The 13,453-nt window shown below is 46.5% G+C and carries 11 protein-coding genes; 3 read left to right on the forward strand and 8 right to left on the reverse strand.

The window, feature by feature from the left end:
* Positions 1-303: hypothetical protein (locus tag CIK98_RS18450; RefSeq protein WP_172410015.1), on the forward strand; the 303-nt coding region annotated here is incomplete at its 5' end.
* 334 nt (positions 304-637) lie between these two features.
* Here the strand turns inward: CIK98_RS18450 and CIK98_RS16950 are convergent.
* From CIK98_RS16950 to CIK98_RS16980, 8 genes are all read right to left on the reverse strand, one after another.
* Positions 638-1,144, reverse strand: coding sequence for a DUF3990 domain-containing protein (locus tag CIK98_RS16950; RefSeq protein WP_253249775.1), 507 nt, complete (start codon positions 1,142-1,144; stop codon positions 638-640).
* Positions 1,117-1,338, reverse strand: coding sequence for a DUF3791 domain-containing protein (locus CIK98_RS19100; RefSeq protein ID WP_094386363.1), 222 nt, complete (start codon positions 1,336-1,338; stop codon positions 1,117-1,119). The genes CIK98_RS16950 and CIK98_RS19100 overlap by 28 nt, the downstream gene beginning before the upstream one ends.
* A 101-nt stretch (positions 1,339-1,439) precedes the next feature.
* A complete protein-coding gene (locus CIK98_RS16960) occupies positions 1,440-1,940 on the reverse strand; it encodes a hypothetical protein (RefSeq protein ID WP_094386365.1) in 501 nt (166 codons plus the stop codon).
* A gap of 580 nt (positions 1,941-2,520) precedes the next feature.
* Entirely contained in the window at positions 2,521-3,639 is a 1,119-nt protein-coding gene (locus tag CIK98_RS16965) for a YhcG family protein (protein ID WP_094386367.1), read from the reverse strand.
* Positions 3,640-3,686: 47 nt separating this feature from the next.
* Complete coding sequence (locus CIK98_RS16970) at positions 3,687-4,274, reverse strand: Panacea domain-containing protein (protein WP_253249776.1); 588 nt, start codon at positions 4,272-4,274, stop codon at positions 3,687-3,689.
* Between the two features lie 628 nt (positions 4,275-4,902).
* A complete protein-coding gene (locus CIK98_RS18455; protein WP_172410016.1) occupies positions 4,903-5,052 on the reverse strand; it encodes a hypothetical protein in 150 nt (49 codons plus the stop codon).
* 588 nt (positions 5,053-5,640) lie between these two features.
* On the reverse strand, positions 5,641-6,213 hold the full coding sequence (locus tag CIK98_RS16975; protein WP_141210589.1) for a UpxY family transcription antiterminator: 573 nt from the start codon (positions 6,211-6,213) through the stop codon (positions 5,641-5,643).
* Positions 6,214-6,621: 408 nt separating this feature from the next.
* Positions 6,622-7,125: a hypothetical protein gene (locus tag CIK98_RS16980; RefSeq protein WP_094386371.1), complete on the reverse strand. Its 504-nt coding sequence runs from the start codon at positions 7,123-7,125 to the stop codon at positions 6,622-6,624.
* 501 nt (positions 7,126-7,626) lie between these two features.
* Here CIK98_RS16980 and CIK98_RS16985 point away from each other — a divergent pair.
* Complete coding sequence (locus tag CIK98_RS16985; RefSeq protein WP_172410017.1) at positions 7,627-10,926, forward strand: TonB-dependent receptor; 3,300 nt, start codon at positions 7,627-7,629, stop codon at positions 10,924-10,926.
* A 4-nt stretch (positions 10,927-10,930) separates the two neighbouring features.
* Positions 10,931-13,246 carry an ATP-binding protein gene (locus CIK98_RS16990; protein WP_094386375.1) on the forward strand — a complete coding sequence of 772 codons (2,316 nt, stop codon included), beginning with the start codon at positions 10,931-10,933 and terminating at the stop codon, positions 13,244-13,246.
* Positions 13,247-13,453 lie beyond the last annotated feature (207 nt).

The following is a 13,453-nucleotide window of genomic DNA, read 5'->3' on the forward strand; positions in this document are numbered from 1 at the left end:
AAAGCCTGGCCGGCTGGGCCTGTACCAAAAAAAATTAAAAAATTAAAGATTAAAAAATTAAAGATTTTAAAGATTAAAGGCTTCGGGTTGGGAAAAGGACTTAAAGCCTGGCCGGCTGGGCCTGTACTCGCAAACAAGCTCACGCCCCTAAAGGGGTTGCTCGTGATTATCTACGCAACAGAGTTGCGATTGTTTGACGCAATAGAATTGCGAGTGTTTGACGCAATAGAATTGCGAGTGTTTAACGCACATAGTGCGAGTGTTTATGCGCCGTGGGCGCCCATGCGGATTGATGATGAGTGATTATTGATGATTATTCACACATTATATATTTTCAGCGGTGTTCGTCATGTAAGTGATTGTTTTATTTTATACGCGCCCTATTCTATGTTATGTCGCCCTTGCAGGGCTATATGGGATATGTAGTCCTTGCTGGGCTAGGACGTCGCTATTGCACACTCAAACTCATGCAGAAACTGAGAATAAAGCATATCCAAGTCTTCATTAACACTTTCTTCTTGGAGTGACGCATAGAAGTCTGAATTGTAGAAAAAACGCATCGCTACTTGCATATCAACTTTTGTATCCTCTACAAATCGCTGCAATAATGTCCGACCTAACTGATTCTTATTTACAATCATAACTTTCCGATTATCTTAAGTGACGAGATTGCCTCGTCAGAAATGAAACAATATTGATATGTACACCTCTTCCATTTGAGGTTCTCCATCAGCTCGATTTCTGTAATCTCTCCCAACATGTGCTTCACAAACTGTGTTCGCACATCATCATTGGCAATAGGGCCTATCACTATGTCATAATCATTATTACGTACCTGTCTATTAGCCTTAATAAATGATACCCATTCCAAACTATAACCATCAAATCTTATAACCCTAAGTGAACCATCATACAAATGCGAATCATCAAATTCGAATTCTGTAACAACAGCTTCCTTGGTTCTTGATTTAGGTTTGTCTGCCTTGTACTTAGCAAAATTCCATGCCTGATTGATGTCATCACTCAAATAAAATCCCTTACCGAAATCTTTATTTATCTGTGAATATGACAAATCAATATTCTCTATCTCAACATCTGAACCATGATATAGTTTCATCACAATCGCCCTCCATTCATTTGACATACCTCTAGAACATCGTCTATGGCATAGTCAAAATCCAATGTGTGAATCACGTCATAATGATCCCTCACAAAAGCTAAACCTTTGTGCACATCCAAATAGTTGAATGCCTGCTTCTCGCTTATTCCTACACGGTCTGCAAACATCTTAACGAATACCATCAAGTATTCTAATTGCTTTACAATATTAATAGGCATAATCTATTCCAACAGGTGATTTGCACCTAATTTGGGTGCAAATATACATATTAGTTTTGAGATTTGCAAGGAAATCTTGAAAAATGTGGGGATTTTGATTGCTAATTCCACAAGTCGCGAAGTCCGTCTTTCCAGGCAGGGAAAGGTGGGGTGGTGTTGAGCTCGTTGTAGATATCAACGTTCTTATTGACTAGCATCGCCACTTTGTCCAATAGATTGTTGTCTATATGGGCGATGAGAGGGGTATCGACGTCACCATCACAAAAGACACCAAATCCTCTTTCGTGAGCAGGGGCGTTTCTATGACTTAGAAGACTGACGTCGTCCTTGTCTTCGCCGGTTAGAACGGCAAAGAGAGTTGGACAGTTCTTCTGGATTCTCGGCAGTTGGGCATCGGGATTCTGCATGCGCATGAAGTATTTGTCCCAATTGGCATAGAGCATAATCTTGCCTCCGGTGCCTCGGGTCATGTTGATAATGACATATATGCCAGGCTTCAGTTTAAAGATGAATTCTATGCAGTCCTTTCGGGTGCTCAACGTGAGGTTCGGCATTTCTTCGTAGAAGGTGGCACCGGCCTTTGTATCGAGTAGTTTTCGCATAATATAATTAATTATTGTATCCGTAATACGATTTTGCCGGAATGATTATTCGCAAGCTCATCAAGCTATGCAAGTTTCTGATAAACGTTGCTCTAAAAGGTGAAGGGAAATGACGGGATATTTCGAAACCAATACAACATTGGACAAAGAGATCACGGTTTTATTTTTGTGAACAGCAATTATTCACACATTGTAAATTTAAAGAGGAGTTCATCAAGCTAAAGCAAGTGCCATAAATGACCAGCAATTGTCATAAAAAAATGTTTTTCGAAAATTCCCCCGTCCCCTCTTAACCTGAATAGGGGCTCCACCTCTCTCCTAAATCCTCCCTCCTCAGGAGGAAGGACTTAAAGCCTGGCCGGCTGGGCCTGTACGAGCAAACAAGCTCTCGCCCCTAAAGGGGTTGCTCGTGGTTATCTACGCAACAGAGTTGCGAGTATTTGACGCAATAGAATTGCGAGTGTTTAACGCACATAGTGCGAGTGTTTATGCGCCGTGGGCGCCCATGCGGATTGATGATTAGTGATTATTGATGAACTGATTGGTGATTTATCTCAAACCATCATCCTTTTATCAAAGGTCACTGATTATCTGTTTGCAGTTCTTTCTCGATTTCCTCAATTGTGGGCAGGCTGCCACGGAAATCGGCAGGAAGGGCTTGTGCCAACTCGTAATCTGAGATGCCGATGGGCTTCTGGATGTCGCGAAGAGCGTATTCTGCCTTGATGCGGTCTTTGGACTTGCAGAGCAGCAGCCCGATGGTTCGGTTGTCTCCCTCGCGGCAAAGGATGTCATCGACCGCAGAACAATAGAAGTTCAACTTACCGATATATTCCGGCATGAACTCCGTGTCTTTCAATTCGATTACTAAATAGCGATGGAGGAAGGTATTGTACATCAGTATGTCGATGTAATAGTCATCGCCCGAGACCTCTATGTGGTACTGCCGTCCCATGAAGGCAAAACCTGCGCCCATTTCGATGAGAAACTTCTCTACATGCTTTATTAGCCCGAGCTCCACATCGCGCTCATTGTACTGGTCGGTGAAGGTGAGCATATCGAAGATGTAGGGATCTTTGAGCATCGATTTCACATCTTTGGCTTCAGGTGAAGGAAGTGTCGTGTCGAAATTGTTTGCCAAGGCTCCGTGTTTGCCATAGTCGTCGAGTTTGATTGCTTCTTGCAGATAGCGTGTCGTCCAATGGTTGGTGATGCTCTGCACCATATACCAATAGCGTGCACGTATGTCCTTGACCTGCTTAATCAGTACAAGATTATGCGTCCAGTCCAGATGTCTGACAGGGAGGGTAAAATTGTAGTTTTCCAATTGCGAAATCGCTGATTTCGTAATTGTGGGAACGTCACATTTCACCATCGTCAGTTCTTTATTGTATTCATTATAGAACTGTATCATATACTGCATATTGCGTACCGTGAAGCCTTTGATCTCGGAATATTCGTTCTTCAAATCCACAGCCAACCGTTGCAAGGTCTTCTTGCCCCATCCATCGGTATCTTGGCTTTGCTGCAACATGCCGCCAATATCCCAATACATCCTGAGCATTTCTTCGTTGGCAGCATATATCGCCCGTTGTTGGGCAATCTGTACCCGCTGCTTGACTTTGCGAAGCAATGTCGCATAACCACGGAAGCTATCCGACATGCTCTCTATTTCTTGCTTATCTGTGTTTTTGGCCATACTGGTGACTGATGAGTGATTATTGATTGATGATGATTGATTATGGATTAATGACTGATGACTGTTTTTTTTGCATAAGCCCTACTCATTTGAAGAAATTCCAATTGGTCTTGGTAAAACTCCTTTCCTGTTTCGGTCAGTTCTTCAGAAAAATCTATCACACTGTCGGAATTATTCATCAGTTTGTTTTCAAACGGTAACAATAGATTATCCCGTTCTGCTACCTTATGCCATAGAGAACCTTTCTTGTGAGTGATACTAACAAGTTCCTTGGCGGTCTTATCCCCGTATTTCCTTATTACCTCATCCATCACGAGCAAGTCGTTATCTGAGAATTCTTCGTCAGAAAAAGACTTTGCAGGCAAGATATATGTAGCGTCACCCACAACTTCCTTGGTCACATAACCGTCCAAGATGACAAGATTTTCCGACAAGTCGATAAAAACATCCTTAACAACAGGGCCTGCCTGCCATACTTCATAAGGCAAGCCCAAGAAAGGGGTATGAAATCTTCTTACGCTATATTCTTCCATAAAATACAGCAACTTAAGCAATTTTGTTTTGCTCAAGTTTTTTGTATGGGAAGCAATATACACCGCAGTGTTTCCCAGTTTTTCCTTGTCGTTTTTTGTCATTCTACACATAATGGCATTTGTTTCTTTCAATTTACGTCGCAAAGATACGCATTATTTCCCAATCTACCAAACTTTTCCTCTTTTTTTATCAATCATTAAGACGGTGGATCTTTCTACCTCACCCGTCCTCTCCTGCCAGGAGAGGCTCCTACTTTTTCGAAAACTCCCCCGTCCCCTCTTAACCTGAAGAGGGGCTCCACCGCTTTCCCCTAAATCCCCTTTCCCCTCAGGGTACAGGGGACTTAAAGCCTGGCCGGCTGGGCCTGTACCAAAAAAAATTAAAAAATTAAAGATTAAAAAATTAAAGATTTTAAAGATTAAAGGCTTCGGGTCGGGAAAAGGACTTAAAGCCTGGCCGGCCGGGCCTGTACGAGCAAACAAGCTCTCGCCCCTACGGGGTTGCTCGTGGAGTTTGACGCAACAGAATTGCGATTATTTGACGCAATAGAATTGCGAGTGTTTATGCGCCGTGGGCGCCCATGCGGAACAGATGGTATGCGGACGCCTCTGGGAACGTGGGCGTCTCGCCAGCGGCCATCGCGAAGCCACACCAACATGTGATACACTGAACAGGATACATGGGCAGAAGAAAATCCATTGTTAATATAGAAAGGAACCGTATCAGAAACTAAAAGATCATAGCATTGATTCGCTCTGCACCCTTGTTTATACGTATGGTTTCTTCTTCAGAAGCCTTTTTATTCTGCGAAAGCTCCTGAATAAAATCAATTGCAGCCTGTCCTTTCAAAACAGGTGTTGGTGCTATAGGTTTTGCCATAATCGTAAGTATATTTTATATTTTCGCCGCAAAGATACACATTTATTCTGATATTTGCAAGGAAATCGAAGAAAAAAGTAATTGTTGAGGGATCTTTCTACCTCACCCGTCCTCTCCTGCTAGGAGAGGCTCCTACTTTTTCGAAAACTCCCCCGTCCCCTCTTAACCTGAAGAGGGGCTCCACCGCTTTCCCCTAAATCCCCTTTCCCCTCAGGGGACAGGGGACTTAAAGCCTGGCCGGCTGGGCCTGTACCAAAAAAAATTAAAAAATTAAAGATTAAAAAATTAAAGATTTTAAAGATTAAAGGCTTCGGGTTGGGAAAAGGACTTAAAGCCTGGCCGGCTGGGCCTGTACGAGCAAACAAGCTTTAACTCAGTTGATTCTCGGCTGCACTCGGCAGAGCATTCAAGCGAGCTTGATGCTTTGCTCTCGCTGGCACGAGAATTCGCCCCTAAAGGGGTTGCTCGTGGAGTTTGACGCAACAGAGTTGCGAGTGTTTATGCGCCGTGGGCGCCCATGCGGATTGATGATGAGTGATTATTGATTGTAAGCGTCCAAAATTCAAGATTATAACTGAGGATTAAGGGTCATTTCGAGGGTTTCTCCAGGACTTGGATAAACTCCGATTCTACCAAAATGGCGGCGGAGAGGTTGCACTCCTGAAGGTCGATGAGGAGACGCTTGAACTTGCTGCCTTTCTTGGTCATCAGACGACCCTCGAAGCCGTCGAGACGACCTCCGATGATGCGGATACGACTACCATAGATTTCTGGACGTACCTCATCTAAGCTGTAGTATTCTACGTTGTCGGTCGTGTTGACGGCATCCCTGAACTTCTCAAAGTCCTTGTGACGCACACTCATGGCTTCATACTGCTTGCCGCCACGCACATAGCGGTATTGCAGCAGGGGCATCTCACGGACGATAGGATCCAACTCTTCCTTCGACTTATGGACGAAGACAAGGTCGGGCATGTAGGGGACAAAACGCACAACACGCTTCCCGTACTCCTTAAACACATGTTGTTTGAGAGGCACAAACACGCAGTCTGCCATTTCGGGCATCTCCTGCAGTTGCTTATAAGCGGGCTTCTTGGCGTTTGGACGTGCCAAATCGCGCAACACATACCAGCGGTCGTCTGACGTTTTTTCCGTTCCCATAAATGAGAAAAGGGATAGCCTTGGAGGGATGAAAATGGAGGCGAAAAGCACTTCTCTTATTCCTGCTTGCTTCTCTATTTCGCTGAGAAACAGGCAGTTATAGAGATTTATGTAAAAGCTGGCTATTGGAGCCAGGCTTTCTGACAGCTGGGGCTTTCATCTTAACCTCTCATCCTTTTCAGTAAAATTAATCACTTGTTTGTTGTATGCAATTATCTTCTTCTCTTGGTAAGAGATGGATTTAATCGGTAGCAAAAGTACAAAAAAGTTTTAAAACTGCATAATAATTACGGAATTATCTTTAACGAACAGGTAAAATAGTTGATTTGTATCAAGTTGAGCCGTTTTTCAAAAGGTAATACAAATGTTGAGCGAATCATCTAATCGGCTTTCTTATCTTATTGGAAATTAGCACGTTGTATTATAACTGAGCATCAGCGAGGAGTCGATGCCGTCGAAGGTGAGCAGGCGACCATTGAGGAAGCGACAGAGGCTGTTGAGCGAAGTCTGGTATTTGACTGCAAGGGACAGGTATCCTTCCTCCTTCTTTTGCCTGATAAGCATATCCGCGAATATCGTAAATTCATCGGACTGCTCCTTTCTCAGAAAATGCCGGATGACATCCTCCGCCTGATACTCCTTGCGGCTATGGTCGAGCGCAAGGATGATGAGCTGCAGGCGGGAGGCATCCTGCTGCAACGCCTCCTGCACGGCATGGAGGTAACGGCTGCGGTCGGGATGCGTGTCCTTCGGGACTGTCACCGATTGCCTGGCGGTGGCCCATTCCCCGGGATAGAGTTTATACTGCGTGCTGACCTGACGCGCCACACGCCTGTGAATCACTTGAATGAACAGTGTGCCCTGTTTCCCCGAAACAGCAGAGGCACGGAATTTGAATCTTATAGATGCCATAGAATTTCATTTATTTAAGTTTCGCATATGCTCAACTCTAAGAAGTTAAGGAAGTTAAAGAAGTTAAAGAAGTTAAAGACGTTACAACAGTGTCCACTCCTTATATAATATAGCTTAAGTTTCTCATGTGATAATTCTCTATGTATAAGGGTTTTATTTAAACCACAGAGTTAAAGAGAAAAAGAGATTCAACCTCTATCATTATACAAATACTCTTAAACTCTTAAACTCTTTGGTAAAAAACTATCAAGGGTATTTTTTTAACCAAAGAGATAAAGAGGGAAAGAGTTTTTTTGTTGATGGAGTAGGTCGCAAGCGACAGAGGACACAGAGTTATAGTTTATTTAGTTAATTTAATATAAAACCTATAAGAAACTTTTGGTATATTTAAAGTTTATTATTAACTTTGCACAAAAAAGTTTGAACCATTCAATTATTATAACGACAAACAACTGATTAAGATCTAATTTTTGATTATATATGAGAATTTTGCGACAAGACTTGAGAAGATTAGCAGTGATGTTATATCTATCGGTGTTTTCCTTCGTGTTTACACTTGCACAAAACACGACTTCAACAATCTCTGGTACCACCTCCGACGCAGATGAAGTTCTGCCTGGAGCAATAGTACGACTTACAGAAACGGGAACAGGAACAACCTACACCACCGTTTCAAACCAGAAAGGCCAGTTCCGTTTCGACGGCCTTCGACCAGGCGGACCTTATCGGCTGGAAGTCAGCTTTGTAGGTCATAACAAAGCTGTTGTCAACATCAAGCGCATCAGCCTTGGCGAACTATACTCCTGCGACGTAAAACTCACCGCAGGCAACGAACTGAGGGAAGTAATAATCACAAGTCAGGCAGCTGCCATAAGAAAGACAGGCTCGTCGGAAAACTTCTCGGCAGAAGACATCGACAACCGTCCCACCATCGACCGTACCATACAGGACGTTCTCGCCATGTCGCCCTACTATACCGGTAGCGGTTCGTTCGGCGGACGCGACGGCGGTATGAACAACTATAGCATCGACGGAGCCAACTTCAACGCCAACATGGGTCTCGACCGCGAGAAGATGCCTGGAGCCGGCACTCCGTTTGCACTCGAGGCTCTGGAAGACATACAGATAGTGAACTCCGCATTCGACGTGAAAAACAGCAACTTCATGGGAGCCACCATCAACGCCGTGACCAAAAGCGGCTCGAACACTTTCCGCGCATCGGCTTACCACTTCTATAAGGACGAGAGTCTCCGCGGCAACAAGGTGGACGGCGAGGAACTGACAGCTCCACGAGGCGACATCAAGCGCACCATCTACGGACTGACCCTCGGCGGACCTATCGTGAAAGACAAACTCTTCTTCTTCGTTAGCGCAGAAATGGAAAACACTCCACTCGAACTCCACCAATGGCGCGCTTCGCAGAATGGCGTGGAAGACGGCAAGAACCTCATATCACGCGTGACAGAGGCTGACATGAAAAAGTTTGCCCAAGACCTGCAGTCTATGTACGGCTGGAATCCTGGCTCATACAACGACTTCACCGGCGATAATAAATTCTTCCGTCTCATGACACGCATAGACTGGAACATATCAAAAAACCACAACCTCACACTGCGCTACAACCAGACCAACGGCAAAAAAGACAACCTCTACTCAAGCCCTGGCATGGGAATGGGCGACGGACGAGTGAGCGTATACTCAATGGTGTTCGACGGCTCCAACTGGCGTAAGGTAGACAATGTGTACTCACTCACCGGAGAGCTCAACAGCCGCTTCGGCAACAATATCAACAACAAGCTGCGCGCCTCATTTACATTCAACGATGCCAACAACCGCGAGTGCGACGCGTCGTTCCCTTGCATAGAGATTATGAAGACATACGACGGCGACGGAAAGAACCACGCCTACATGTCGGCTGGGTACGACCCGCACGCATGGCTCAACGGTATCAACGAGAAGAGCTGGAACATAGTGGACGACCTCAACATATCGCTTGGCAACCACTACCTCACTATCGGAGCGGGATTCGAATCGACAGTGGCTTCCAACTGCTACATGAAATATGGTGCCGGCTACTACCGCTATGCCTCATACGATGACTTCCTGCAGAAGAAAGCTCCTGTGGCGTTTGCCATGTGCTGGTCGCTCACCGGCGAAGACCGCGCCCTCTCCGACGTGACCTACAACCGCCTCTCTGCCTACGCACAGGACGAGTGGCAGATCAACCCACGTCTCCGCATGCTGCTTGGAGTGAGAATGGACATGCCGATGTATACAAACCACCGCTACGAGAATCCCTCTGTGGCCAACCTCGACTTCAATGGCAAAAAGCTCAACACGGGCGAGTGGCCGGGCAATGCGGTGATGCTCTCGCCACGAGTGGGATTCAACTACGACGTGACTGAAAACGGCGACTTGAGATTCCGAGGAGGTACCGGTATCTTCACCGGACGCTTCCCCCTCATCTTCTTCAGCAAGATGCAGGAAGGTTCGGGCATGCTGCAGACATCGGTACAGATAACCAATGCCGCCAACCCGCTGCTGCAATACCTCGCAGGAGGAGTGCGCACACCACAGCAGGTGCTGGGCGAAGTGGTGCCAAACCTGCCCGAAGAGCAGAAAAAGCTCTTCCCCACACAACCTGGTGCTGTAAGCAACCTCATCACCGTAGACAAGAACTTCAAGATGCCCCAGGTGTGGAAAACAACACTTGCACTCGACTGGGAAGCCCCTCTCGGATTCGACAACCTCTTCACAATCGAAGGTACATACGCCAAGGATATCAATGCCATCACTGCCTACGATGCCAACATCGACATGGACAAGGCCACGGCAAAGAGATTTGACGGTCCGGACAACCGCTACTTCTATCCGGGCAACGTGGAGAAACGCATTCACAGCGACAACGGCTACGCCTACGAAATGACAAACACCAACAAGGGTTACTCGGCAAACGTGATGGCACAGGTGAAGATGACTCCAGTGAAAAACCTCGACCTCATGGCGGCTTACACATGGACTGCCTCGAAAACCATGAACTCACTGCAGAGCAACCAGGTGGAAAACGCCATGACAAACCTGCCCACCGTAAACGGCATAAACATACAGGAGACACAAAACGCAAGATACATCTACACGCCTCACCGCGTCATCGCATCGGCGTCATACAAGTTGAACTACATCAACGACCAGATGTCCACACGTGTGTCGGTGTTCTACTCAGGACAGAAAAACGGCTCTTACAGCTACACATACAATGGCGACCTCAACAACGACGGAATGTCCAACGACCTCATCTATATTCCAGCGTCAAAGGAAGAGATGAACTTTATGGAATACACAGCCAACAAGACCACCTTCACGGTGGAAGACCAGAAGACCGCCTTCTGGAACTTCATCAACCAAGACCCTTACCTGAGCAAGCACAAGGGTGAGTATGCACAGGCCTTCGGCGGCTTCAACCCATGGTACAACCGCTTCGACCTTAGACTCACACAGGAAATAAAGGTGAAGATAGGCAAGCAGGTGAACCGATTCCAGCTGAACTTCGACATATTGAACTTCGGCAACCTGCTCAACAGCAAGTGGGGATGCGCCAAGTCGGCCATCAGCGCTGCCGTGAAGCCGCTTGTGGTGGACGCAAAAAACAGGGTGGACGCAAACAACCAGCCTATTTACAAACTCGCCAACTACAAGGACAGCGAGGGAGTGACAAAGCTCGTCGACCACACCTTCGACATCATACGCAACAACACCAACTGCTGGAGAATGCAAATTGGAGTGAAGTATATATTTAATTAATGAAATGACACGACAGACTCGAAAAATACTGTTTATTACACTGATAGCCATGGCCATTGCGGCCATGGCTTTCGGAGTTTTTGCCTGTGAAAGCGAAAAGACATACAAGGTTGCTGTTATGTTCTCACAAGGAAAGGACATTCACTGCTACGGAACATTCATCGAGTCGTTTGAAAAGGAACTAAAACGCCAGGGGATAAACGCCAACATCTCCTACCACTATCTCAACTGCGACAAATGGGGACACAACGAAGAAGTGGAGGAAGCACGACGGCTCATCGACCAGGCACGCATGAACGGCGACCCGGACTTGTTTGTCACCATTGGCGACGAGGTGACATACTCTTTTATGACCACCCGCGACACACTCACAAAGACACTGCCTGTAGTGTTCGGAGCAGTGGCATTCCCCAACCCAGGTCTTCTCAGGGCAAACCCCAACCTCACGGGCTTCACCGACAGTCTCAACGCCGTAAAGAATATCTACCTCGCCCAAAAGATGTGCGGCATTTATGCCGTAAACACACTGCTCTCCGAACACTATCTCGACAAGCAGCTGAAAAAACGAATAAAGATGCAGATAGCCGATCACCCGGAGATAACCGACAACATTGGATGGGAACACACGCTATTTGAGATTCTAAACCTGCCGGAAGGACAGTTCTCCATTACTCCCTTCTCACTCTATAACCTCGACAAAAACACTGCAATGAGTGAAAAGCAGGACTCGCTCGGCAACGAAAACCTGATGCTCGCCATGAGCCGATTCTCGAAAATGACATACATGCAGATGAAATACGACTCGGAGTCGATAATGATGGTGAACATGAGCAGCAAGAAACCCATGCTCTCTGCCACATGGCTCGACTTCGGCGCTCCCGAAAGCAAGTTCATTGCAGGCTATTTCGCCGGAGCGGAGTCCATTGCTGCCGACGTGGCGGAAAGAGCCGCAAAAATACTGCATGGCGCAAAACCGCAGGACTTCACCATAAGACCTACGAAGCAGGAATACTGGATAGACTGGAACGTGGCAAAGAAACACGGATACACAAAAGACAACCTTCCTGTAGGATTCAACGTGGTAAACCTCTCGTGGAAGGAGATGCACCACAGGCTTTACCTCACGCTCATCTATGGGTCGATAATCCTCGGCTTGATAGTCATTGTACTGCTCTTCAGACTCTACCTGAAGGAAAGAAAACAGAAGCACAAGGCTCTCAGACGTGTGGAACGTGAAAACATGCTCTTCAACATGGCCATCGAAAACAGCCAGGCGTTTGCATGGGAACGTTACGGCACCGCCATCTATCTCAGCGACACCTTCTGGCTCCACTATGGCCACGAACCGCACGTATGCGACATGGACGAGTTTATGGAAATGATACACCCTGACTACCGCACCGTATACCTCAAAGGTGTGGAGAAGGTGAACAATGGAGACACATATAAGGGAGAGGTGAAGGCCGACTTCTACCAAAACGGTGAGTGGCACTGGTATCAGATACGCGGAAAAGGCGTGTTTGACAAAAACAACAACTACGTGCGATCATACGGCATGCTGCTAAAGGTGGACGAATACAAACTGAAGGAGTTCCAGCTCGTGGAGGCTCGACGACTGGCTGAGGAGGCCACGCTGAAGGAGTCGTTCCTCGCAAACATGAGCCACGAAATCAGAACCCCGCTCAACGCCATAGTTGGTTTCTCCCAGCTGCTCGCCCAGCCCGACGCCGACTTTGCTCCTGAGGAGAAGGCTCTTTTCATTGAGACCATCAACACCAACAACGAACTGCTGCTGAAACTCATCAACGACATCATCGACCTGTCGAGAGTGGAGTCGGGCGAGATGCCTTTCGTGATAAAGTCTTACAGCGTAAGGGAGATAATATCGAAGGCATACGAGAAATACAAGCCTACGATACCATCCTGCATCGAGTTCCGCATTGAGCAGCCCGAAGGCAACACTGACGCTATGGTGGATGTCGATATAAACCAGCTCATGCTAGTGTTCGACAACCTCATGTCAAATGCTGTCAAGTTCACCGAACAGGGCTCCATCACCATTGGCTGGGAGTTGACCGACGACAGCCGGAGGGTGGACTTCTTCGTGGAAGACACTGGCAATGGTCTCTCCGACGAGGAACAGAGGATGGTGTTCAACCGCTTCTACAAGAAAGACAAATTCCAGCAGGGCACAGGCCTTGGTCTGGCTATCTGCATGGCCATAGCCATAAGGCATGGAGGAGACATGAAAGTGAAGTCGCAACTTGGAAAGGGAAGCCGATTCTCGGTATTTCTGAAATTTACGGGGAGTTATAATTAACTCAACTTTCGGAAGTTATTTTAAACCACAGAGATTAAGAGATATAGAGTATTTATACTAATGAAAGAGGGTGAATGCCAAGGCATTTAGAGCTCATAGAGAGCTGCGCATCATGTTTGTCGCATTGAAACTCTGTGTCCTCTGTCGCTTGCGACCTACTCTATAAAACCACAAATCTCTTTTTCTCTTTAACTCTGTGGTTTAAAT

Source organism: Prevotella sp. P2-180, from assembly GCF_002251435.1.
Taxonomy (GTDB): Bacteria; Bacteroidota; Bacteroidia; order Bacteroidales; family Bacteroidaceae; genus Prevotella.